This window comes from Tabrizicola sp., assembly GCF_036781545.1.
Classification (GTDB): domain Bacteria; phylum Pseudomonadota; class Alphaproteobacteria; order Rhodobacterales; family Rhodobacteraceae; genus Tabrizicola.
This window is the reverse complement of the sequence record NZ_DAIQAT010000006.1, coordinates 32,864-55,271: the sequence shown is the minus strand read 5'-3', so window position 1 is coordinate 55,271 and position 22,408 is coordinate 32,864. Positions and strand designations below refer to the sequence as shown.

The window sequence follows — 22,408 nt, the reverse complement described above, 5'->3', positions numbered from 1 at the left end:
GTAGGACCGATGCGAAAGGTCTTCTTTGCATTCGACAGCGCTTCTTTGCAGACAGGACGTGGCCGTTGCGGGACATTCCGCCGGGATTTTCCCGTGCCGGAACATGCGATGACCCAGACCCATCTCAATCTGATCGCCGGCCGCTGGCAGGAAGGTCAGGCCTTCACCGAAAACCGCAATCCCTCCGATCCCTCCGATCTGGTGGGTCTCTATGCCCGTGGCGGAGCCGATGATGTCGCCCAGGCGGTTGCCGCTGCCAGGGCGGCACAGCCTGCCTGGGCTGCGGCTTCTCCACAACTTCGCTCGGATGTCCTGCGACGAGCCGGGGACATTCTCCTGGCAAGGGTCGATGACATGGCGCGTCTTCTGGCGCGAGAAGAAGGCAAGACCCTTGCCGAGGCGAAGGGCGAGGCCTTGCGTGCTGCCCAGCTTTTCCATTTCTACGCCGGCGAGCCTGTGCGGGCCCCCGGAGAAAAGCACGCCTCGATCCGCGACGGGGTCGAGGTCGATGTGACACGCGAACCGCTGGGAGTGGTGGGGCTGATCACGTCGTGGAACTTCCCGATTGCGATCCCGGCCTGGAAGACCGCGCCCGCCCTTGCGGCGGGAAATGCGGTGGTTCTGAAGCCCGCCGACCTGACCCCGGGATGCGCGCATCTTCTCGCGCAGATATTGGTCGAGGCAGGTTGCCCGCCCGGCGTCTTCAACCTGGTCATGGGGCGCGGGTCGGACATCGGCGCGGCGCTGGTGGCGCATCCCGACGTGGCCGCCATCTCGTTCACCGGGTCCGAGCGCGTCGGTCGCGGCATTGCTCTGGGCTGTGCCGAAGGGATGAAGAAGGTTCAGCTGGAGATGGGCGGCAAGAACCCGATGGTGGTCACCGCCAGGGCGGACATCAACCTCGCGGTCGGAGCCTGTCTGAACGGCGCATTCTTCTCGACCGGGCAGCGCTGCACGGCCTCGTCACGGCTGATCGTGGAAGAGCGGGTCCTGCCGGAATTCACCGACAAGCTTGTCGCGGCGATGGGCGCGCTTCGGATCGGCGATCCGCTGGACCCGGCGACGCAGATTGGCCCGGTGGTTTCGGAAGCGCAGCTTTCGGGCAATCTGGACTATGTCCGGCTGGCGGTAGAGGAGGGATGCGAGGTCATCGGCGGGCAGCGTCTGAACCGCCCCGGCAGCTTTCAGGCACTCGCCCTGTTCCTGGGCGCGCGCAATGACATGCGCGTCGCGCGCGAGGAAATCTTCGGCCCCTGCGCGGCGGTCATCCCGGCGGGGGATTTTGACGAGGCGGTGGCGATTGCCAACGATGCCGCCTTCGGTCTTTCATCGGGCATCTGCACCGGCTCGTTGAAGGAGGCGACCCAGTTCAGGCGCCAGTCGAAGGCGGGGATGGTGATGGTGAACCTGCCGACGGCGGGCGTCGATTACCACGTCCCCTTCGGCGGGCGCGGGGCGTCCTCGCTGGGCGGGCGCGAGCAGGGGCGGATGGCGATGGACTTCTACACTTCGGTCAAGACGGCCGACACATTCGCGGGATAGGCGATGGACGACTTTGCCTTTCTGGGGCCTGCGGGTTGGCTGACGGGGACGGATGCCCTGCCATATCAGCGGGACTGGCTGGACCGCTATGGCGCGGCCCCCGTGGGTGTCGCGCGCCCGGCTACGACCGCCGAGGCCGCGCGGATCGTCACGCTGGCGCGTGAGCTTGGGTTGGCAGTGGTGCCGCAGGGCGGGAACACCGGGCTTTGCGGGGCTGCGGTGGCCGAGGGGCGGGCGCTGATCCTGTCGCTGAACCGGATGGCGGCCATGGGGGCGGTCGATCTGGACGGTGGCACGGTCGAGGTCGAGGCCGGGCTGGTGCTGGCCGACCTGCACGCCCGGCTGGAAGGGTCGGGGCTGGTCTTCCCGCTGCATCTGGGCGCCGAAGGCTCGGCGCGGATCGGCGGGCTGATCGCCACCAATGCCGGGGGCTCGCAGGCCTTCCGCCACGGCACGATGGCCGACCTTGTGCTGGGGCTGGAGGTGGTGCTGGCCGACGGCACGATCTGGGACGGCAGACGGGCGGTGCAAAAAGATAATGCGGGCTATGCGCTGCGGCGGCTCTTCGCCGGGTCGGAGGGGACGCTGGGCATCATCACCCGCGCGGTCTTGCGGCTTGCCCCGGCGCCGCGGGCCGAGGCGATGGCGCTGATCGCGCTGCCCGATGCCGAGGCGCTGGTCTCCTTCGGCCGCCACCTGCGCGCGACGGCGGGCGAGTTCCTTGCCGCTGCGGAGTTCTTTTCCGACCAGGGTCTGGACTGGGCGCTGAAGCATCTGGCGCTGGACTGGCCGCTGGACAGCCGTGCACCCTTCTATCTGCTGGTCGCACTTTCCACGACCTCGGCGCAGGTCGCGCTGGACGATATCTTTGCCGAGGCGCTGGAGGCGGGGATGGGGCAGGGGCTGGTGCTGGATGGGGCGATTGCGGCCTCGCTGGCGCAAAGGGCGGCCTTCTGGCGCCTGCGCGAAGAGCAGCCCGAGGGGCAGCGGCTGGAGGGGGCACAGGTCAAACACGACATTTCGGTGCCCGTGGCGCGCATCCCGGACTTCCTGGCCCAGGGCGCGGCGCTTTGCGCGGCGCATCAGGCGGGCATCCGGATCAATCCGTTCGGCCATCTTGGCGACGGGAACATCCATTACAACATCTCGCCGCCAGAGGGCGCGGGCTTCGCGGGCGACATGGGCGACCTGAGCCTGCGCCTTTGCGCGCTGGCGCAGGACATGGGCGGCTCGTTCGCGGCAGAGCACGGGCTGGGGCGGTCCAAGGTGGCGCTGGCCGACCGGCTGCGCAGCCCGGCGGAGCGGCGGCTGATGGCGGAAATAAAGGCCGCGCTGGACCCGGAGGGGCTGTTCAATCCGGGTGTGGTCCTGCGCAACGCGAAAGAAGAACTTTCCTGAAGATCGACGATCTTTGTTTAAGCCGATTGGGGTTGTCGGCCATACTCAGCAGGCACACCCGGCGGGGCTGGAAGAAAAGAGAGCGAGATGACACGAAACGGCGGACAGCTACTGGTCGAGAGCCTGCTGGCGCTTGGGGCCCGAAAAGGGTTCGGCGTGCCGGGGGAGAGCTTTCTTGCGGTGCTGGACGCCCTGCATGACACGCAGGATCAGCTGGCCTTCGTGAACTGCCGGAACGAGGGGGGCGCGGCCTTCATGGCGGCCGCCTGGGGCAAGCTGACGGGCGAGCCGGGGCTTTGCTTCGTCACCCGGGGACCGGGCGTCACCAATGCCTCGATCGGCATTCATACGGCGATGCAGGATTCGGCGCCGATGATCGTCTTCGTCGGTCAGGTGGCGACCTTCATGAAGGGTCGCGAGGCATTTCAGGAAATCGACTACCGCGCCGTGTTCGGCACCTTGGCGAAATGGGCGGTCGAGATCGACGATGTGGATCGGATCCCGGAAATCCTGGCCCGTGCCTGGGTCACGGCCACCACCGGTCGCCCCGGTCCGGTCGTCATCGCCCTGCCCGAGGATATGCTGACCAGCCTGACCGAGGTCTCTCCGCTGGCCGGACCGGCGCGGATCGCCGAAGCCGCCCCTGCCTCCGGCGCGATGGAAGAGGCGCTGGCGCTTCTGCAAGGCGCCGCACGTCCGCTGGTCCTGATCGGCGGCTGCAACTGGACCGACCAGGGCCGTGCCGATCTGCTGGGTTTTGCCGAAGCGTCCGATATCCCCGTGACCGCCGCCTTCCGCTATCAGGACCAGGTGGACAACCATTCTCCGGTCTATGCCGGAGAGGCTGGGGTCGGAATGCCGGCGAACGTCCGGCGGCTGATCCGCGAGGCCGATGTGATCCTCGCGGTCAACGTCCGCTTCGGCGAGATGACGACGGATGGCTACACCCTGCTGTCCGTCCCGGTTCCGTCGCAGGTGCTGATCCATGTGCATGGGTCGGACCGCGAGATCGGCAAGGTCTATCAGCCGACGCTGGGCATCCATGCCGGGCCGAACGCCTTCGCCGCGGCGCTGCGCCCGGTGACTGGGGGCTGGGCCGGTTGGAGGGCGCAGGCACGGGCCGAGTGGGAAGCGGGGTTCGATCTGGGACCGCTGCCCTCGCCGGTGGATATGGGGGTGGTGACGGCCCATCTGCGCGACCTCCTGCCCGAGGACGTGATCCTGACCAACGGGGCGGGGAATTTCACCGTCTGGCCGAACAAGTTCTTCAAATTCGGCCCCAAGGCCCGGCTTCTGGCGCCTCAGTCCGGGGCGATGGGCTATGGCCTGCCCGCCGCCGTGGCCGCAAAGATCGCCGATCCCGCGCGGACCGTGGTCTGCTTCGCGGGCGATGGCGATTTCCAGATGAATTGCCAGGAACTGGCGACCGCAGCGCAATACGGCGCGCAGCCCATCATCCTGCTGCTGAACAACGGCATCTACGGCACGATCCGCGCCCATCAGGAACGCGAGTTTCCCGGACGCGTCTCCGGCACGGATATGATCAACCCCGATTTCGTGGCATTGGCCCGCGCCTATGGCTTCCATGCCGAACGGGTGGAGACGACCGACGCCTTCCCGGCGGCGATGGCGCGCGCCTTGGCCTCGACGACGGGCGCGGTCCTTGACCTGACCATCTCGCCCGAGGCGCTGACGCCACGCCAGACCCTGTCGCAGATGCGTGCCGCAGCACTTGCCAGGAAAGACGCAAAATGACCCGCTCCATCCGCCTGGGTGCCGATATCGGCGGCACCTTCACCGACATTGCGCTGGAAGTCGGCGACCAGATCTTCTCGACCAAGATCCTGACCAACTACACGGCCCCCGAACAGGCGATCCTTGACGGGATGGACATCGTTCTTGCCGAGGCCGGGCTTGGCTATGGGGATCTGGAGATCGTCATCCACGGCACGACGCTGGCCACCAACGCCCTGATCGAACGGCGGGGGGCAAAGGTCGCCTTCCTTACCACCGAGGGGTTCCGCGACGTGATCGAGATGCGGACCGAAAGCCGCTTCGATCAGTACGACCTGAACCTGCGACTGCCGACGCCCCTTGTCCCGCGCGAGGATCGCTTTCCGATCGCCGGGCGGGTCGGCGCCTCCGGCGCCGAACTGGCGCCGCTGGACGAGGACGCGCTGCGGGCATTGGTCCCGGTCATCGCGCAGGGCGGCTATGGCGCGGTGGCCATCGGTTTCATACATTCCTACCTGAACCCCGACCACGAACGCCGCGCGCGCGACATCCTGTCCGCCTGCGGGCTGCCGATCTCGATCTCGTCCGAAGTCTCGCCGCAGATGCGGGAATACGAACGCTTCAACACGGTCTGCGCCAATGCCTATGTCCGACCGCAGATGGCGTCCTATCTGGACCGGCTTCAGGACCGGCTGAAGGAGCAGGGCGCGACTTGCCCGGTCTTCATGATCCATTCGGGCGGCGGTCTTGTCAGCGTGGCCACGGCGGCCGAGTTCCCGGTGCGTCTGGTGGAATCCGGCCCCGCGGGCGGAGCGATCTTTGCCGCAGACGTGGCCCGCCGCTTCGGCCTGGAGAAGGTGGTCAGCTACGACATGGGCGGCACGACGGCGAAGATCTGCCTCATCGAGGACTACGCGCCGAAGACCGCGCGCAGCTTCGAGGTCGCGCGGACGACGCGCTTTGCCAAGGGATCGGGGATGCCCATCTCGATCCCGGTGATCGAGATGATCGAGATCGGCGCAGGCGGCGGCTCCATCGCCTGGGTCGACCCGATGGGGCGCATCCAGACCGGGCCGGAATCGGCAGCGTCGGAACCGGGACCGGCCTGCTACCAGCGCGGCGGCACGCGGCCCGCGATCACCGACGCCGATCTGATCCTGTCCAAGCTCGACCCCGACAATTTCGCGGGCGGGGCGATCCGGCTCTCGACCTCCGGTGCCGCCTCGGCGATTGCCGCCCATGTCGGCGACCGTCTGGGCCTGTCGCCGCAATCCGCCGCCTTCGGCATCTGCGAGGTGGTGGACGAGAACATGGCCAATGCCGCCCGCGTCCATGCGGTCGAGAACGGCAAGAACATCTCGGACAACATCATGGTGGCCTTCGGTGGCGCGGCCCCGCTGCACGCTGCACGGCTCTGCGAGAAACTGGGGATCGACCAGTGCCTCGTGCCGCCCGGCGCGGGCGTAGGCTCGGCCATCGGCTTCCTGAAGGCGCCCTTCGGCTACGAGGCGCTGGCCTCGCGGATCATCGGGTTGTCGACTTTCGATCCGGCGGCGTTCAACGGGCTGGTCGACGGGCTGAAGGAGACCGCCAGGCGGTTCGTTGCGCAGGGCACCGCGGGCGTGATCCGCTGCGAGACCGTGGCCTTCATGCGCTATCGTGGCCAGGGCTGGGAAATCCCGGTGCCGCTGCCCGACCGCCCGCTGACGGCGGCGGATGCCGGGCTGATCCGCGACGGATTCCGCACGGCCTATGCCCGCTTCTTTGGCCGCGCCATCGACGGGCTGGACGGGCAGGGCGCGGGGCTGGAGATCGAGATCGTCACGATTTCGGTGAAGGCTGCCGATGAACGTCCCGCACCGACCCCCGTTGCCCTGACGACCGGGGCGCGCGTGGTGTCCGCGCCGCAGATGCGGGCCGTCTTCGACCCGACCACCGGGGCGGACCTGCCCACTGCCATCGTCGCGCGGGACAGCCTTGCAGCGGGCAACCGTCTTGCCGGCCCGGCGATCATCGTCGAGCGTGAAACCTCCACCGTCGTGACCTCGCCTTTCGACGTCGTCAAACAACCGGACGGCTCGCTGCTGATCCTGCGGAAAGGGGCTTGAGATGACCGACCAGACCCAGGAAATCCGGATGCAGGTGATGTGGAACCGCCTGATCTCGGTGGTCGAGGAACAGGCGATGACGCTGCTGCGCACCGCCTTTTCCACCTCAGTGCGCGAGGCGGGCGATCTGTCGGCAGGTGTCTTCGACCCGCAAGGCCGGATGCTGGCCCAGGCGGTGACCGGCACGCCGGGGCATGTGAATACCATGGCCGAGGCGGTCCTGCATTTCATCGCCGAGATCGGGCGGCAGAACATGTTCTCCGGCGACACCTATGTGACGAACGACCCCTGGAAGGGCACCGGCCACCTGCACGACATCACCATGGTCTCGCCCAGCTTCAAGGGCGACACGCTGGTGGGTTTCTTCGCCTGCACCGCCCATGTCGTCGATGTGGGGGGCAGAGGCTTCGGGGCCGACGGCAAGTCGGTCTACGAGGAAGGCATCCAGATCCCGATCATGAAGTTCGCCGAAAGGGGTGTGGTGAACGCCGACCTCGTCCGCATCCTGCGCGCCAATGTGCGCGAGGCGAACCAGGTGGTGGGCGATTTCTACTCGCTGGCCGCCTGCAACGACGTGGGCCACCAGCGCCTGATCGCGATGATGGAGGAGATCGGGCTTCCGAACCTGGATGCGCTGGGCGAGTTCATCTTCTCGCGCACCCGCGCCGCCACGCTGGAGCGGATTGCCGCCCTGCCGCGGGGCGTCTGGGTCAACACCATGATCACCGACGGCTATGATGAGCCGGTGAAGCTGCAGGCGACGGTCGAGACCCGTGACGGCACTGTCAACGTGGATCTGACCGGCACCGACGGCATCAGCCGCTGGGGCATCAACGTGCCGATCATCTACACCAAGGCCTATGCCTGCTATGCGATGAAATGCGTCGTGGCCCCGGACATTCCGAACAACTGGGCCTCACTGGAGCCCTTCACCGTCTCGTCGCCCGAAAACATCCTGAACGCGCCGTTCCCGGCCCCGGTGTCGCTGCGCCATGTCTTCGGCCATATGGTCCCGGACCTGGTGCTGGGCGCGCTCGCGCAGGCGCTGCCCGGCAAGATTCTCGCGGAAGGCGCGGGGGCCCTGTGGAACATCCACATGTCGGTGAAACCCACCACGCCCGGCGGGCAGCGGGCCGAGATCCTGATGTTCAACTCGGGCGGCATGGGCGCACGACCCCAGGCGGACGGACTTTCGGCCACCGCCTTCCCCTCGGGCGTGATGACCATGCCGATCGAGGCGACCGAGCATACCGGCCCGGTGGTCATCTGGCGCAAGGAACTGCGGCCTGACAGCGGGGGCGACGGCCAGTATCGTGGCGGTCTGGGCCAGATCATCGAGATCGAGCCTGCGAAGGGTCACATGATGGACTTCTCGGCCATGTTCGACCGGATCGGCTCGGCCCCGCGCGGACGCGACGGCGGGCAGGCCGGGGCGAGCGGTACGGCGACGCTGGACGATGGTACGAAGCTGCGCCCGAAGGGCTGGCAGCAGGTTCCCGAAGGCCGACGGCTGGTGCTGCACCTGCCGGGCGGCGGCGGCTATGGTGATCCCGAAAAGCGCAGCCCGGAAGCGCGGGCCGATGACCTGTCGAAAGGCTATGTGACGAAATGAGCTATCTCGCATCCCGACTTGCCGCGGTGAAACCCTCGGCATCCATGGCGGCCTCGATGGCGGCCAAGGCCTTGCGGGCCAAGGGCTTCGACGTGATCGACCTTGGCTTGGGCGAGCCCGATTTCCCGACGCCCCCGCATATCGCCGAGGCCGCGCACAAGGCGGCGCTGGCGGGCGAAACGCTCTATACCGCCGCCGCCGGAACCCCTGCCTTGCGCGCCGCCGTGGCCGAGAAGTTCCGCCGCGAGAACGGGCTGGACTATTCGGCGGACGAGATCGTGGTGGCGAACGGCGCCAAGCAGATCATCTTCAACGCCCTGATGGCGACGGTGAACGAGGGCGACGAGGCGATCCTGCCCGCGCCCTATTTCGTCTCCTATCCCGAGATGGTGAAGCTTTTCGGTGGCGTGCCGGTCAGCCCCGTCTGCGGGGCCGACACCGGGTTCCGGCTGACGCCGGAAGTGCTGGAGGCCGCGATCACCCCGCGCACGAAATGGCTGTTCCTGAACATGCCGGGCAACCCCTCGGGTGCGGTGTATTCCAAAGACCAGTTGCAGGCTCTCGGGGCGGTGCTTGCGCGTCATCCGCAGGTGCTGATCCTGTCGGACGAAATCTACGAACACATCCTGTTCGACGGGCGCGCCTTCGTCAGCTTCGGTGCGGCCTGCCCCGAACTGCGCGACCGCACGCTGATCGTCAACGGCGTTGCCAAGGCCTATGCGATGACCGGCTGGCGCGTGGGCTATGCGGCGGGACCTGCCACGCTGTTGAAAGCCATGTCCACGGTGCAAAGCCAGTCCGTCACCTCGGTCGCGGCGCCGATGCAGGCGGCGGCACTGGCCGCACTGACCGGCCCGCAGGATTGCATTCCCCGCTTCCGCGAAGCTTTCGAGCGGCGGCGCGATCTGGTGGTCGCGGGCGTGGCGAAGATCCCGGGTCTGACCCTTCCGCCGCCGGAAGGGGCCTTCTACGCCTATATCGGCTGTGCGGGACTGATCGGCAAAGTCACCCCGGACGGGAAGGCGCTGACGAATGACGCCGATGTCTCGGACTACCTGTTGAACCAGGCCCATGTGGGATCGGTGCCCGGTGCGGCCTATGGCGTCTCGCCATTCTTCCGCATCTCGACCGCGACTGCCGACGAAATCCTGACCGAGGCCCTGTCGCGTATCGCCAAGGCCGTCGCCAATCTGAAGGACCCGACATGAGCTCGCGCTACGACACGATCCTTTTGACCGGCGCCGCCGGGCGGCTTGGCACCGAGTTGCGCCGCGCGTTGGGTCCCCTGTGCCGCCGCCTGCGCCTGGCCAGCCGCAACGGCATTGCCGATCTCGCCCCGAATGAAGAGTCGGTGGCCTTCGATCTGGCCGACATGGATGCCGTCCTTGCCGCCTGCGAGGGCGTCGATGCCATCGTCCACTACGGCGGCGTGCCGTTGGAGCGGCCCTGGCAGGACATTCTCGACAGCAATATCCGCGGCAGTTACCACATCTACGAGGGCGCGCGGAAACACGGCGTCAAGCGCATCGTCTATGCCAGCTCTGTCCACGCGATCGGCTATCACAAGCTGGAAGATCACATCGACACCAATGCCCCCCACCGCCCCGACGGCCTGTATGGTCTGTCGAAATGCTTCGTCGAGGATCTGGGTCGGCTCTACTGGGACAAGTTCGGGATCGAAAGCGTTGCCTTGCGCATCTTCTCCTCCTTCCCGGAGCCGGCGGATCGGCGGCATCTGTGGTCGTGGCTGTCGTTTGAAGACTGCAACCGGCTGACCGTTGCCGCCCTGACCGCGCCGCGCGTAGGGTTCACCGTGTCCTTCGGCATATCGGACAATGCCGTGAAGCCGGTGGACAACCGACTGGCCGGACACCTGGGCTATGTGCCGCAGGACAACACCGAACCCTACCGCGCCGCGGTCGAGGCGAAATTCCCGATCCCCGACCCGAAAGCTCCAGCGGTCCTGCATCTGGGCGGCTTCTTTGTCGAGCTTGGCCATCCGGATGACGAGAAATGAAACCCGCCTATGACGTGGTGATCGTCGGCGGGGCCGTCATCGGCTCGGCGGTGGCCTATTTTCTGAAGGCCAATCCGGATTTCACCGGCTCGGTGCTGGTGGTCGAACGCGACCCGACCTATCGCTTCGCCTCGACCTCGCTGTCGTCGTCTTCGATCCGGGTGCAGTTCTCGAACCCGATCAACGTGAAGATCAGCCAGTTCGGCAGCGCCTTCATCAAGGACTTCGCCCGGACCATGCAGGTCGCCGGTGAGACCCCGCCCGATCTCAACTTCCATCAGGGCGGCTATCTGTTCCTGGCCGGGACTGACGCGGAGGAGCAGACCCTGCGCGAAAACCATGCGGTCCAGCGCGCCTGCGGGGCGGACGTGGTGCTGTGGGGGCAGGAAGACCTGGCGCGTGCCTTCCCGCATCTGAATGTCGACGATATCCGGCTGGCGAGCTATGGCCGGTCCGGCGAGGGCTGGTTTTCCAATACCGGGCTGATGAACGGCTTCAAGGCCAAGGCGCGCGAACTGGGCGCGGATTATGTGACCGACGAGGTCGTCGCAATCGCCCGCGAGGGCGCGCGCGTCACGTCGGTCACGCTGAAATCCGGGGCGGTGATCGCGGCGGGCACGGTGGTCAATGCCTCAGGTCCACGCGCCGGGCTGACCGCGCGGATGGCGGGGCTCGATGTGCCGGTGGAACCGCGCAAGCGGACGCTTTTCGTTTTCGACTGCGCCGCAACGCCCGAAGGCAGCGCCGCCGTCAACCAGGGCCGCCTGCCGCTGATGATCGACCCCACCGGCGTCTTCTGCCGCCCCGAGGGCCGCTTCTTCCTGTCCGGTGCCGCGCCCGAGGACGATCCCGCCGTGGACTTCGACGATTTCGAGCCACGCTGGGAGGAATTCGAGACCCAGGTCTGGCCTGCCCTCGCCCTGCGCTCCCCCGCCTTCGAGGCGATCAAGGTGGTGAACCAGTGGGCCGGGCACTACGATTTCAACGCCTTCGACCACAACCTGATCGTCGGCCGCCACCCCGAGGTGCAGAACTTCGTTTATGCGAACGGCTTCTCCGGCCATGGCTTGCAGCAGGGTCCGGCCGCGGGGCGTGGTGTGGCCGAGCTGATCATCTACGGCGGCTACCGCACGCTGGACCTGTCCGAAGTCGGATACGAGCGGGTCATCGCCGGGCGTCCCTTCCTGGAAAAAGCCGTGATCTAGATCACCGCCTCCTCAAGGAACGGTTTCCCCGCCGGAATCCGGTCATAGGCGAAGGGCGACAGGTCCAGCGTCTGGAACCTGCCATGCACGATCAACTCGGCCACCGCGCGGCCCGTGGCGGGGGATTGTTGTAGCCCGTGGCCGGAAAAGCCGTTGGCGAACATGAAGTTGGTCACTTCGGGGTGGAAGCCGACAATGCCGTTGTGATCGAGCATGTTCATCTCGTAATGCCCGGTCCAGCGGTTCACCACCTTCAGCGCGTCGAAATCCGGGATGCGGTGGTAAAGCGCGGGCCAGATCACCTCGTCGAACTCCTGGTCGCGGGGGGAGAAATCCTCGTAATCCGCCGGACCGTCATCGCCCGGCGTGTTGCCGGTCAGGAACAGCGGACCTTCGGGGCGGACGAAGGTGCCCGACAGGTCGATGACGTTGGGCATCCGGCCCGGGATCGGGTTGGCGCTGGCAAACACGAAGCTGTAGCGTTTGAAGGGTGCCACCGGGATCGTGAGGCCCGCCATTGCCGCCACCTGCTGCGCGCGTGGCCCTGCGGCATTGACCAGCACCCCGCAGGCGATCTCTTCCCCGGTCTCCAGACGGACCCCCGTGACCCTGCCGTTCGCCAGCACCAGCCCGGTCACGCGATTGTCGACATACTCAACCCCCATCGCCCGCGCCGCCCGGCGGAAGCCGGTCAGAAGGCCCATCGAATCGAACCAGCCTTCCGCCCCCGCACCCCAGGAGCCTCCGCCAAGATCCTCCACGTTCAACCAGGGAAACCGGTCCTTCAGCGCACCGGGCTCCAGAAACACCGTCTCGGCGCCCAACTCCCGCTGCATCTCGACCCGAGCCTTCGCGGCCTCCACCCCCTCGGGCGAACAGCAGTAGAGATAGCCGTGTTCCTTGAAGCCCAGATCGGGCGCGGCCTCGCCCGGAAAGTAGGGCGCCATGCGCTCGGCAAAGCTGCGGATGACCTCGACCCCGAACTGGCTGATCTTCACGTTGATCGGGTTGGAATATTGCTGCCGGATCGCGCTGGTCGACAGCGCGGTCGACGAGAATTCGTAAGTCGAATCGCGTTCCACCACCAGGACCGACAGTCCCGACCGCCCCAGCCAATAGGCCGTGGAGGACCCAACTGCCGCCCCGCCGACGACGACCACGTCATACGAGCGTCTCTTCGGCGCAGAATAGGGTGGGATCGGCATCTTGGCTCTCGATTTCAGTTGTCTGTTGTATGATGACTGATAAGATATGCCTGCGCAAGATGTCAGAAGGGAAAGCAGATGCGGGGAACGGGGAAGGCGGATGTGTTCGCGATGCTGGCCCATCCGGTGGGCCATGCCAAAAGTCCGGGCGCCGTCAACGCGGTGTTCGAGGAGCGGGGGCTGGACAGCCTGATGGTTCCAATCACCTGTGTGCCCGAGCGGTTCGACGCCTTCTGGGAGGGTTTGGACGCGATGCAGAACCTGCGTGGGGTGATCGTCTCGATCCCCTACAAAACGCGGGTGATGGAGAAGGTGGCCAAGGCCCATCCCCGTGCCGCGCGCGTCGGTGCCGCCAATGTGCTGCGCCGTCTGCCCGACGGCGGCTGGGAGGCCGACAATTTCGACGGCTATGGTTTCATCATGGCGATGAAGGCGGCGGGTCATGTCATGGCGGGGAAGAAGGCGCTGTTGGTCGGCGGCGGCGGAGGTGGTTCCTCCATCGCGCATTGTCTTGCCGAAGAAGGCGTGGCCGAACTGACCATCGCCGATACTGATGGCCCGCGCGTCGCGGCGCTCGTGGCGGCGGTGCAGGCGAACTTTCCGGCCTGTCGGGTGAAGGTTGGCCCGGCCGATCCCGTCGGCATGGACATTGCGGTGAATGCGACCCCGGTGGGCATGAAGCCCGCCGACCCGCTGCCCATGCCGGTTCAGACCATCGGCCCCGGCATGGTGATCTACGACATCATCATGGAACCCGCCGAAACCCGGCTGATGGCCGAGGCCCGGGCCTGCGGTGCCCATGCCCATGGCGGCCGTCCGATGATGGATGCCCAGATGCAGGCTTGGTCCGACTTCTTCGACTTCGAAAGGAAACACCGTGGCTGATACATTGGCCCTGATCATCGGCGGCACCTCCGGGATTGGCCGCGCCATCGCCTTGCGCTTTGCCGCCGAAGGGATGCGCGTGGTCGTCACCGGACGCGACGCGGCGCGGGGCCGGGCGGCTGCCGACGCCTGCCGTGCCGCAGGCGCCCCCGAAGCCAGCTTCCTGCCGGTGGACGTCGCCGACCCAGCCAGCGTCGAGGCGCTGTCCACCGCGATGCCCGAGGCTCCGGCTATCCTGGTGAACTGCGCAGGCATCCTGCAAAGCGGCAAGCGGGTGCTGGACCAGCCCCTGGACGAGGACGAACGGCTCTGGCGCATCAACTATCGCGGCACGCTGATCGGCGCGCAGGTCTTTGGCCGCCGGATGGGCGAGGGCGGGGCGATCCTGAACATCGGTTCGCTGGCCTCCTTCGCGCCGCTGTCACTGCCGGCCTACACGCCCGGCAAGCAGGCGGTGAAGGCCTTGACCGAAATCCTTGCCTGCGAGCTTGGCCCGCGCGGAATCAGGGTCAATGCGCTCGCCCCCGGCTACACGCTCTCGGACGGTCTCAAGGCCCGGATCGCTGCCGGGGAACGCAACCCGGAGGCCATCGTCGCCACCACCGCGCTGCGCCGGTTCGTCCAGCCCGAGGACGTGGCCGAGGCCGCGCTGTTCCTCTGCTCGGCGCGCGCCGGTGCGATCACCGGCGTCACCCTGCCGGTCGATGCCGGTTGGCTCGTCCAGGCCCCCTACGCGCAATACCTGCGCGGCAACCCGATCAAGGAACTGGCATGATCGAACGTTTCGATTTCGACACCCGCATCCACCACGGGGTGATCCACAACGGCACCGTCTACCTGACGGGACAGGTCGGCACGCCCGGCGCCCCGGTCGAGGCACAGATGGCCGAGGTTCTGGCCAAGATCGACCGGCTCTTGCAGAAGGCAGGCAGCGACCGGACCAGGATCCTGCATGTGCAGATGTGGCTTGACGATATCCGCGACTTCGACGCGGTGAACCGGGTCTGGGATGCCTGGATGCCGATGGAACATGCGCCAGCCCGGTCCAGCGGCGAGGGGCGGATGGCAAAGCCGGGGATGCTGGTGGAGTTGATTGTGACGGCGGCCGTCTGATACACCCGCACAAGCAACGGAAGCCTGCGATGAAGCGCCCCTCTCTTTCGACCGTGGTTTCCGAAAGCCTGCTGGGGCGTATCCGGTCGGGCGAACTGCCGCCAGGGGCCCAGCTTCCAACCGAGTCCGAACTGTGCGAGAGCTACGCGGTCAGCCGCACGGTCGTGCGCGAGGCCATCGCGCGGCTGCGGTCCGAAGGTCTGGTGATCCCGCGCCAGGGCAAGGGCGTATTCGTCTCGGAAGCGCCCTTGGCCAGTTTCACCATCCCCGAGTCCGATCTGGAAGCTCTGCCGCAGACCATCGCGCTTCTGGAATTGCGGCTGGGCGTCGAAGTCGAGTCTGCCGGGCTTTGCGCCTTGCGCCGCAGCGATGCGGAAGCCGCGGCGATCCGGGCCGAGATGGAGCGGACGGACTCTGCCCGCCCCGACCCGGACGCCACCCGCGTTCACTACGACTACGACTTCCATCTCTCCATCGCCAAGGCCTGCGGCAACGAGCAAATCTTTGGTTTCCTTGGCTACCTGCGCGGACAGATCGCGCCCCGGCTCGCCTTGGGATATCTTTTGGCTGCCGGGGTGAAGGACGATTACTTCGACCGGATCCATGGCGAGCATGAGGCCATCGTCGAGGCGATCGAAGCCCGGGACGAGGTCGCTGCCCGCGTCGCAATGCGCGCGCATCTGGCCAACAGCCTGGAACGGTTGCGTGCGCTGGCGCGCGCCGCAGGGCAGTGGGACGGAACGCCGCAGCCCCCGTTTCGCGCCGATTCCGAAGCAGTCTGATCCCGTGCCCGCCCCGCTGGTCATGTGCGCGGGTTCTCCCGGCCAGCGCGCGGCGGAAGCTGTGCATCGCGAAAGCTGAGCTTTCGCTTATCCGACATTTCTTCCTTTTTTGAATCCACCCGCCACGACATCCTCGCACACGAAGGAGAGACCATGACCCGAGTTCTTGTTACCGGAGCGACCAGCGGCATCGGCCGCGCGATGGCAGAGGCACTGCATGCGGCAGGCTATCAGGTGCTGGCGCTGGGTCGCAACGCACAGGCGCTTGCCGAACTGGCGGCGGGTGGGATCGAGACCATGGCGCTGGATCTTTCCGATCCCCTGGCACTGGCCGCTCTGCGGGACCGGCCGGTGGATGTGCTGATCAACAATGCCGGTGTCATTCCCAAGCCCGGCCCCTTCGTCAAGACATCGGCGACCGAGATCGACGACACCCTCGCGGTCAATCTCGCCTCGGTCCTGCACCTGACGCAGGCGATCGTGCCCGGCATGATCGCGCGGGGCGCGGGGCATGTCGTCTTCACCGGCTCCACCGCGGCCCATGCGCCGGGTGCCAACTTCGCCGTCTATGCCGCCAGCAAGGCAGGCATCGCCGCCTTCGCGGCCGCGCTTCGGGCCGAGCTTTCGCCCCACGGCATCCGCGTGACCGAACTGGTCCCCGGTCGGGTCGAAACCGGCCTTTACAGCGCCGTCCTGCCCGACGCCGCCCGGGGCGACATGTATGCCGACGGAAATTCCCTGCAACCGCAGGATCTGGCCGATGCATTGCTGGCCGTCCTGTCCCTGCCGACACGGGCGTCGGTCACGCGGCTGGACATCCTGCCGACCCGCCCCGTCCCTGCCATTCAGCTGAAGTGAGAGCGCAATGAAAGACCTCAATATCGTTATCGTCGGCGGCGCGATGGGCTTCGGCGCGCTGATCGCAGAAATGGCCGTCGAGACTGGTGCCAAAGGCGTGGGCATCATCGACATCGCCGATGCAACCGGCGCCCTGGCTCCGGCCCGCGCCAAGGGGCTGAAGACCGCGCAGACGCTGTGCGACATCCGCACCGCGCCCGCCTGCCAAGCCGCCTTCGACCGGATCGCCGAACAGCTGGGCCGCGTCGATACTCTGGTCAACTGCGCCGCGATCTATCCGCGCAAGCCGACGCTGGGCGTCACGGACGAGGAATGGGATGCCTCGAACGCGATCAACATCAAGGGCACCTATCACATGATGGTCGCGGCCATCGCCCATATGAAGACGCTTGACCCCGTCGCCCATGTGCGCGGCCGCATCGTCAACATCACTTCGGTCGATGCCTTCAAGGCGCATCCGAAGAACATCCACTACGCCGCCACCAAGGCTGCGGTCGTCAGCCTCACCAAATCCGTCGCCGACTATGTCGCGCCCGACGGCATCCTGGTGAACTCGGTCGCGCCTGCGGGTATGGCCACCGAGAAGGCTCGGGCATCCGGCTTCCTCGACGAACTGGCCAAGGCAAGCCCGCTCGGCCGCGGCGCCCTGCCGCGTGAGATCGCCGAATGGGTCATCATGGCCGGCAGTCCGAAAAACACCTACATGACCGGGGAAAACATCATCGTTTCCGGTGGTTACATCTACGCCTGACCCAAATTCCTGACCCTGGCAAGAGACCGGGGCAAACCCGAACCGGAGCGGCAGGCCCGGATCGGCGTGGCCGACTGTTGCCTGCCATCGCGCCAATCAGGGAGTGGCACCCATGAATTTCAAGACGACAACGGCCTTCGGGCTTGGCATGCTGGCACTGTCCGCCCTCGGGGCACAGGCCGGAACCGGCGACACGCTGAAGGCCGTGCAGGCCCGCGGCACGCTGAACTGCCCCGGCGACATCGGGTCCTACATGGGCTTTGCCGAGGTCGATGATCAGGGCAACTGGAAGGGTCTCGACATCGAGCTGTGCCGCGCCATGACCACGGCGATCTTCGGCGATCCCGCCAAGGCCAACATCGTTCCGATCGACTGGGCCCAGCGCTGGCCGTCCCTGCAGTCGGGTGACATCGATATCGTGATCAAGGCCTCCGGTGGTACCCGGTCGCGCGATACCGAACTCGGCCTGCAATTCTCCATGTCCTACTATCTCGGCACCACCAAGGTCCTGGCGCACAAGGAGCTGAACCTGACCGCGCTGAAGGATGCCGAGGGGGGGTCGATCTGCGTGCCCGCCTCCACCTCGACCGAGCGTCAGGTGGCCTCCTATCTGGAAGCCAAGGGCATCAAGATGGAGATCGTCGCCATCGAGAAGAACGAAGAGGTCGAAGCCGCCTATTTCTCGGGCCGCTGCGACACCTATGCGCAATGGGGGCCGGTCCTGGCCATCGCCGCCTCGCAGGCGGAAGACCCTACTGCCCATGTGCTACTGCCCGACGTGCTGGCGCTGGAGCCGGAAGTGATGATCACCCGTCAGGGCGATGACAACTGGGTGGACATCGCCAACTGGACGCTGACCGCGCTGGTCTATGCCGAACAGGAAGGTATAACCTCGGCCAACATCGACGAGATCAAGGCCAACCCGCCTTCGGCCGAGATCGGCAAGTTCCTGGGCGCGACCCCCGGCATGGGCGCGGGCCTCGGGCTGGGCGACGACTGGGCCTACAACGTCGTCAAGAAGGTCGGCAACTACTCGGAAATCTTCGAGCGCAGCCTCGGCCAGGGCTCGCCCTACAAAATGCCGCGCGAGATGACTGCCCTGTGGAAAGACGGCGGTGTGCTGTTCCCGCTGGTGGTCGACTGATCAAGGTCTCGCCCGTGGCGGATCGTGCCGCCACGGGCACCCCCGAACCCCACGTCCCCGTTCGTCGACCAAGGGCAGACCGATGGCAGGATCCTCCTTCCGGCGCAGGAAGTCCGTCCGGGGCATCGTCCTCCAGGGCGGTTTCCTGGCACTGATCGCCGCCGTCGTGATCGGCGCCACCCTGACCGCGCGCGACACGCTGGCCAAGCAAGGGTTGACCTCGGGCTTCGGTTTCCTGCGCAAGGCGACGGGATGGGAAATGAACTTTTCCCTGCTCCCGACGACCACCAGCGATCCCTATTGGTGGTATCTGCTGATGGGCCTCCTGAACACGCTCTTCATGGGCGTGATCGGCCTGACCGGAGCTTCCGTTCTGGGCTTGGTCGTCGGCCTCATGCGGTCGGGCCGCAACCCCGCCGCCCGGCTGTTGGCCACGCTCTATATCGAGCTGTTCCGCAACCTGCCGCTGATCCTGCAACTGTTCTTCTGGTATGCGATGGCGAATGCGCTGCCCGCGCCGCGCCAGTCGCTGGAAATCGGCAGGGCGCTGGTCAACGCGCGGGGCATCTATCTGCCGGGCCTGGCCATCGGGCCCGGCACGGTCGCGCTTGCCATCCTGGCCGTGGCCGTGGGCGCCTGTGTCGCGATCTGGGTGCTCGCCGCCCGCCGGTTCCGCCGGATGGAGCCGCAGCGCCAGCGCCGCCTGTCGCTGGCCGCGCTCGGGGCCGGGCTGGCGCTTGCCGCCGTCGCGGTCCTTGCCGGACATGAGCCCGGCACGGCCTGGACTTCCTGGCCCGCTCTCGCCGGGCTGAAGGTTGATGGCGGCTTCCGCGTCCAGCCCGAAGTCTATGCCCTGGCCATCGCGATCATGACCTATGGCGCAGCCTATGTCGGAGAGATCGTCCGGGGCGGTTTCAAGGCGGTGGGTCGCGGCCAGATGGAAGCTGCGGCTGCCTTGGGTCTCTCGCCGTGGCAGATATTTTCCCGCGTGCGGATGCCGCTCGCCTTCCGCGCCATGCTGCCGATCCTGATCAACCAGTATGTCTGGCTGATCAAGGCGACCACGCTCGGCATCGCGGTCGGCTTCTCGGACTTCTTCATGGTGATCGCCTCGTCGATCAACCATTCGGGCCAGACCTTCGAATTCATCGCCATCCTGATGGGCGGCTTTCTTCTGATCAACTTCACGCTTGCCGCCGTGCTGAACCGGCTGAATCGGGCCATCGCGCTGAAGGGTCATCAGACCACGGGCGTCCAATGACCGGCCCCGCGCGCTCCAGAACCCGGCTCAAGCGCTGGCGCAAGGATTACTTCGGCTCGCCTGGCGCTGCGCTGATGACGCTGTTCAGCGTGGCTGCGCTCGGGGCGATCCTGTGGTTCCTGATTGACTGGGGCCTGATCCGCGCCACCTTCGGCACGGACGGAACGCAGAAAACCTGCGCCGCCGCCGGCGGGGCCTGCTGGTCGGTCATCGCCGTGCGCTGGCGGGTGATCCTGTTCGGCATCTATCCGTTCGACGAACAGTGGCGCGCAGCCCTCGCCTGCGGTGTCGTCGCGCTGGTGATCCTTCTGTCCTGCATCCCCCGGCTCTGGAGCTTCAGACGCCTGGCGCTGATCTGGACCCTGGGCACGGCGGTTTTCTACGCGCTCATGCGTGGCGGGGTGCTGGGGCTTGTACCGGTGAACGAACAGCAATGGGGCGGGTTGCCGCTGACGCTCTTCGTCTTCGTCGCCACCGGAGTGATCGGGATGCCGCTGGCCATCGGCCTCGCGCTGCTCAGGCGGTCGGATTATCCGCTCATCGCCCGCGTCTCGGGCTGGATCATCGACACGATCCGGTCGCTCCCCCTGCTCTCGATCCTCTTCACCTGCGCCATCGTCCTGCCCTTCATGCTGCCCGGCTTCCTGATAGGCGAGAAGCTGTACCGCGTCGTCTTCGGCGCCGCCCTGTTCTTCGCCGCCTACCAGGCCGAGATCATCCGTGGCGGGTTCCAGGGCATACCGCTCGGCCAGGAAGAGGCGGCGAAGGCGCTCGGCCTGTCCTACTGGCAGCGCATGGGTCGCATCGTCCTGCCGCAGGCCTTCCGGCTGGCGCTGCCAGCCACGATCAACCAGTTTGTCATCGCCTTCATGGAAACCTCGCTGATCGTCGTCGTCGGCTTCATGGAACTGCTGGCCGCGGGCAACACCGCCTTCAAGACCGGCGACTGGAAGTTTGCTTATGCCGAAGTCTACGTTTTCATCGCCCTCATCTACTTCACCTTCGTCTTCGGCCTGTCGCGCTATGGCGCCTATCTCGAGGCCCGGATGAACGCAGGCCACGCCAGGGATTGACCATGGACCTCACCGCCCCCGCTATCGACATCGCCGGACTGGACAAGTTCTACGGCAACTTCCATGCCCTGAAGGGCATCGACCTCCGCGTCGCGAAAGGCGAGAAGGTGGTGATCTGCGGGCCCTCGGGCTCGGGCAAGTCGACCCTGATCCGCTGCATCAACCAGCTTGAGGAACATGACGGCGGCGCGATCCGCGTCTTCGGCACGGCGCTGGACGACAGTCTCGCCTCGCTGGACGAGATCCGCCGCGAGGTCGGCATGGTCTTCCAGCAGTTCAACCTCTTCCCGCATATGACGGTGCTGGAAAACTGCACCTTGGCCCCGATGCTGGTGCGCAAGGCTGCGCGTGCCGAAGCCGAGGCGACCGCGATGCGCTATCTGGAAAAGGTCCGCATCCCCGATCAGGCGCAGAAATATCCCGGACAGCTGTCGGGCGGCCAGCAGCAGCGTGTCGCCATCGCCCGCGCCTTGTGTATGCAGCCCGAGATCCTTCTCTTCGACGAACCGACCTCTGCGCTGGACCCCGAGATGATCGCCGAGGTGCTGGACGTGATGGTGACCTTGGCGCAGGAGGGCATGACCATGGTCTGCGTCACGCATGAGATGGGCTTCGCCCGCAAGGTCGCCGACCGGGTCATCTTCATGGACAAGGGCGAGATCGTCGAGGAAGCCGCCCCCGAGGACTTCTTCACCGCCCCGAAAAGCGAACGGACGCGGCTTTTCCTGTCGCAGGTGCTTGGGCACTGACTTTTTCTACGGGGGTCCGGATGCTAGCATCGGCGCGCCGCTCATCTCACGGACACCGAATGGCCCCGCGCGTCAAACTGCCGCCCTTGAACTCGCTGCGCGTCTTTCACGCGGTCGTGCGGCATCGTTCCCTGCGCGAGGCCGCGGACGAGTTGCTGGTCTCGCCACAGGCCATCGGCCAGCAGGTGCGCCTGCTGGAAGAGGCGCTGGGTGTCGTGCTGATGGAGCGTGACGGACGGTCGATCCGCTTCACCGAAAAGGCGATCACCCTGTCGCATTACATCCAGGCCGGATTCGAGGAGTTCGAGGAAGGTATCCGCCGGGTGACGGCGCCGAGGGAGCGGGCACGGATCAACCTCAACGTCAGCCCCTATTTCGGGACGCGCTACCTGATGCCGCGCCTGGCCGAATTCCGCATCGCCGTGCCCGAGGCCGAGATCGGCCTGACCACGATGATCGACCTGGTCGACCTGGAACGCGACCAGATCGACCTCGCCGTGCAGTGGGGCTATGGCGACCGCAAGGACGCGCTGTCGCATCTCTTGCTGCGCGACCCGAAGGTCATCTGCTGTCGCGCCGACATGGCCGAAAAGATCGCCTCGCCATCCGATGTCCTGCGCTTCAACCTTCTTCAACCGGCGCGATCCAAGCGGCTCTGGCCGGACATCCTTGCCTTTCTCGGCGTCGATATTCCCGAACTGGACCGCAGCCTGACCTTCGACGATGCGGCGACCATGCGGCGCGCGGCGCATCAGGGTCTGGGGATCGGTCTGATTTCGCGGCTGGACGCCGAAGAGGATATCGCCGCGGGCAAGCTGGTCGCGCCCTTGGGCATAGACGCGCTGGCAGGGATACCGCTGGAAACCGTTCCGGGCTTCTACGTCATCACGACAAAGGCCCGGCTCAGGGCCCGGCATGTCGCCGCGCTGCACCGTTGGCTCCTTGAACAGGACTGGCAGGCCTGAGGCCCG

The 22,408-nt window shown here is 66.5% G+C and carries 20 protein-coding genes; 19 read left to right on the top strand and 1 reads right to left on the bottom strand.

The features are described from left to right. The first annotated feature begins 108 nt into the window (after positions 1–108). The 8 genes from V7Q39_RS02655 to V7Q39_RS02620 all read left to right on the top strand — a co-directional run bounded on the left by V7Q39_RS02655 (position 109) and on the right by V7Q39_RS02620 (position 11,616). On the top strand, positions 109–1,542 hold the full coding sequence (locus V7Q39_RS02655) for an aldehyde dehydrogenase family protein (RefSeq protein ID WP_333814792.1): 1,434 nt from the start codon (positions 109–111) through the stop codon (positions 1,540–1,542). A 3-nt stretch (positions 1,543–1,545) separates the two neighbouring features. Further along, positions 1,546–2,940 carry an FAD-binding oxidoreductase gene (locus tag V7Q39_RS02650; protein ID WP_333814790.1) on the top strand — a complete coding sequence of 465 codons (1,395 nt, stop codon included), beginning with the start codon at positions 1,546–1,548 and terminating at the stop codon, positions 2,938–2,940. An 87-nt stretch (positions 2,941–3,027) separates the two neighbouring features. Continuing rightward, positions 3,028–4,695, top strand: coding sequence for a thiamine pyrophosphate-binding protein (locus tag V7Q39_RS02645; RefSeq protein WP_333814788.1), 1,668 nt, complete (start codon positions 3,028–3,030; stop codon positions 4,693–4,695). Beyond that, a complete protein-coding gene (locus V7Q39_RS02640; RefSeq protein WP_333814786.1) occupies positions 4,692–6,782 on the top strand; it encodes a hydantoinase/oxoprolinase family protein in 2,091 nt (696 codons plus the stop codon). Before V7Q39_RS02645 ends, V7Q39_RS02640 begins: the two co-directional genes overlap by 4 nt. A gap of 1 nt (position 6,783) precedes the next feature. Next, on the top strand, positions 6,784–8,394 hold the full coding sequence (locus tag V7Q39_RS02635) for a hydantoinase B/oxoprolinase family protein (protein WP_443082480.1): 1,611 nt from the start codon (positions 6,784–6,786) through the stop codon (positions 8,392–8,394). Further along, positions 8,391–9,602: a pyridoxal phosphate-dependent aminotransferase gene (locus tag V7Q39_RS02630; RefSeq protein WP_333814784.1), complete on the top strand. Its 1,212-nt coding sequence runs from the start codon at positions 8,391–8,393 to the stop codon at positions 9,600–9,602. The genes V7Q39_RS02635 and V7Q39_RS02630 overlap by 4 nt, the downstream gene beginning before the upstream one ends. Continuing rightward, positions 9,599–10,411: an NAD-dependent epimerase/dehydratase family protein gene (locus V7Q39_RS02625; RefSeq protein WP_333814782.1), complete on the top strand. Its 813-nt coding sequence runs from the start codon at positions 9,599–9,601 to the stop codon at positions 10,409–10,411. The genes V7Q39_RS02630 and V7Q39_RS02625 overlap by 4 nt, the downstream gene beginning before the upstream one ends. Continuing rightward, on the top strand, positions 10,408–11,616 hold the full coding sequence (locus V7Q39_RS02620) for an NAD(P)/FAD-dependent oxidoreductase (protein WP_333814781.1): 1,209 nt from the start codon (positions 10,408–10,410) through the stop codon (positions 11,614–11,616). Before V7Q39_RS02625 ends, V7Q39_RS02620 begins: the two co-directional genes overlap by 4 nt. Here the strand turns inward: V7Q39_RS02620 and V7Q39_RS02615 are convergent. Further along, on the bottom strand, positions 11,613–12,821 hold the full coding sequence (locus V7Q39_RS02615; RefSeq protein ID WP_333814780.1) for an NAD(P)/FAD-dependent oxidoreductase: 1,209 nt from the start codon (positions 12,819–12,821) through the stop codon (positions 11,613–11,615). The two genes, V7Q39_RS02620 and V7Q39_RS02615, sit on opposite strands and share 4 nt — an antisense overlap. 78 nt (positions 12,822–12,899) lie before the next feature. Between V7Q39_RS02615 and V7Q39_RS02610 the strand changes: the two genes are divergently transcribed. The 11 genes from V7Q39_RS02610 to V7Q39_RS02560 all read left to right on the top strand — a co-directional run bounded on the left by V7Q39_RS02610 (position 12,900) and on the right by V7Q39_RS02560 (position 22,402). Continuing rightward, entirely contained in the window at positions 12,900–13,706 is an 807-nt protein-coding gene (locus V7Q39_RS02610) for a shikimate dehydrogenase family protein (protein ID WP_333814778.1), read from the top strand. Then, positions 13,699–14,481: an SDR family NAD(P)-dependent oxidoreductase gene (locus tag V7Q39_RS02605; protein ID WP_333814776.1), complete on the top strand. Its 783-nt coding sequence runs from the start codon at positions 13,699–13,701 to the stop codon at positions 14,479–14,481. The genes V7Q39_RS02610 and V7Q39_RS02605 overlap by 8 nt, the downstream gene beginning before the upstream one ends. After that, positions 14,478–14,819: a RidA family protein gene (locus tag V7Q39_RS02600; protein WP_333814774.1), complete on the top strand. Its 342-nt coding sequence runs from the start codon at positions 14,478–14,480 to the stop codon at positions 14,817–14,819. The genes V7Q39_RS02605 and V7Q39_RS02600 overlap by 4 nt, the downstream gene beginning before the upstream one ends. A 29-nt stretch (positions 14,820–14,848) precedes the next feature. Beyond that, entirely contained in the window at positions 14,849–15,601 is a 753-nt protein-coding gene (locus V7Q39_RS02595; protein ID WP_333814772.1) for a FadR/GntR family transcriptional regulator, read from the top strand. 153 nt (positions 15,602–15,754) lie between these two features. Continuing rightward, positions 15,755–16,459 carry an SDR family oxidoreductase gene (locus V7Q39_RS02590; RefSeq protein ID WP_333814770.1) on the top strand — a complete coding sequence of 235 codons (705 nt, stop codon included), beginning with the start codon at positions 15,755–15,757 and terminating at the stop codon, positions 16,457–16,459. Positions 16,460–16,466: 7 nt separating this feature from the next. Further along, positions 16,467–17,210 carry an SDR family NAD(P)-dependent oxidoreductase gene (locus tag V7Q39_RS02585; RefSeq protein WP_333814768.1) on the top strand — a complete coding sequence of 248 codons (744 nt, stop codon included), beginning with the start codon at positions 16,467–16,469 and terminating at the stop codon, positions 17,208–17,210. Positions 17,211–17,322: 112 nt separating this feature from the next. Further along, positions 17,323–18,354 (top strand): amino acid ABC transporter substrate-binding protein, encoded by a 1,032-nt coding sequence (locus tag V7Q39_RS02580; RefSeq protein ID WP_333814766.1) that lies wholly within the window; start codon positions 17,323–17,325, stop codon positions 18,352–18,354. Between the two features lie 82 nt (positions 18,355–18,436). Then, on the top strand, positions 18,437–19,615 hold the full coding sequence (locus tag V7Q39_RS02575; protein WP_333814764.1) for an ABC transporter permease subunit: 1,179 nt from the start codon (positions 18,437–18,439) through the stop codon (positions 19,613–19,615). Then, on the top strand, positions 19,612–20,688 hold the full coding sequence (locus V7Q39_RS02570; protein ID WP_333814762.1) for an amino acid ABC transporter permease: 1,077 nt from the start codon (positions 19,612–19,614) through the stop codon (positions 20,686–20,688). Before V7Q39_RS02575 ends, V7Q39_RS02570 begins: the two co-directional genes overlap by 4 nt. A gap of 2 nt (positions 20,689–20,690) precedes the next feature. Next, positions 20,691–21,437 (top strand): amino acid ABC transporter ATP-binding protein, encoded by a 747-nt coding sequence (locus tag V7Q39_RS02565; RefSeq protein WP_333814759.1) that lies wholly within the window; start codon positions 20,691–20,693, stop codon positions 21,435–21,437. Between the two features lie 59 nt (positions 21,438–21,496). Further along, positions 21,497–22,402: a LysR substrate-binding domain-containing protein gene (locus V7Q39_RS02560; RefSeq protein WP_333814757.1), complete on the top strand. Its 906-nt coding sequence runs from the start codon at positions 21,497–21,499 to the stop codon at positions 22,400–22,402. The last annotated feature ends 6 nt before the right edge of the window (positions 22,403–22,408 follow it).

Coding starts and splice junctions, on each gene's coding strand:
- V7Q39_RS02655 (WP_333814792.1), top strand. CDS start 109: ATGACCCAGACCCATCTCAATCTGATCGCCGGCCGCTGGCAGGAAGGT.
- V7Q39_RS02650 (WP_333814790.1), top strand. CDS start 1,546: ATGGACGACTTTGCCTTTCTGGGGCCTGCGGGTTGGCTGACGGGGACG.
- V7Q39_RS02645 (WP_333814788.1), top strand. CDS start 3,028: ATGACACGAAACGGCGGACAGCTACTGGTCGAGAGCCTGCTGGCGCTT.
- V7Q39_RS02640 (WP_333814786.1), top strand. CDS start 4,692: ATGACCCGCTCCATCCGCCTGGGTGCCGATATCGGCGGCACCTTCACC.
- V7Q39_RS02635 (WP_443082480.1), top strand. CDS start 6,784: ATGACCGACCAGACCCAGGAAATCCGGATGCAGGTGATGTGGAACCGC.
- V7Q39_RS02630 (WP_333814784.1), top strand. CDS start 8,391: ATGAGCTATCTCGCATCCCGACTTGCCGCGGTGAAACCCTCGGCATCC.
- V7Q39_RS02625 (WP_333814782.1), top strand. CDS start 9,599: ATGAGCTCGCGCTACGACACGATCCTTTTGACCGGCGCCGCCGGGCGG.
- V7Q39_RS02620 (WP_333814781.1), top strand. CDS start 10,408: ATGAAACCCGCCTATGACGTGGTGATCGTCGGCGGGGCCGTCATCGGC.
- V7Q39_RS02615 (WP_333814780.1), bottom strand. CDS start 12,821: ATGCCGATCCCACCCTATTCTGCGCCGAAGAGACGCTCGTATGACGTG.
- V7Q39_RS02610 (WP_333814778.1), top strand. CDS start 12,900: ATGCGGGGAACGGGGAAGGCGGATGTGTTCGCGATGCTGGCCCATCCG.
- V7Q39_RS02600 (WP_333814774.1), top strand. CDS start 14,478: ATGATCGAACGTTTCGATTTCGACACCCGCATCCACCACGGGGTGATC.
- V7Q39_RS02595 (WP_333814772.1), top strand. CDS start 14,849: ATGAAGCGCCCCTCTCTTTCGACCGTGGTTTCCGAAAGCCTGCTGGGG.
- V7Q39_RS02590 (WP_333814770.1), top strand. CDS start 15,755: ATGACCCGAGTTCTTGTTACCGGAGCGACCAGCGGCATCGGCCGCGCG.
- V7Q39_RS02585 (WP_333814768.1), top strand. CDS start 16,467: ATGAAAGACCTCAATATCGTTATCGTCGGCGGCGCGATGGGCTTCGGC.
- V7Q39_RS02580 (WP_333814766.1), top strand. CDS start 17,323: ATGAATTTCAAGACGACAACGGCCTTCGGGCTTGGCATGCTGGCACTG.
- V7Q39_RS02575 (WP_333814764.1), top strand. CDS start 18,437: ATGGCAGGATCCTCCTTCCGGCGCAGGAAGTCCGTCCGGGGCATCGTC.
- V7Q39_RS02570 (WP_333814762.1), top strand. CDS start 19,612: ATGACCGGCCCCGCGCGCTCCAGAACCCGGCTCAAGCGCTGGCGCAAG.
- V7Q39_RS02565 (WP_333814759.1), top strand. CDS start 20,691: ATGGACCTCACCGCCCCCGCTATCGACATCGCCGGACTGGACAAGTTC.
- V7Q39_RS02560 (WP_333814757.1), top strand. CDS start 21,497: ATGGCCCCGCGCGTCAAACTGCCGCCCTTGAACTCGCTGCGCGTCTTT.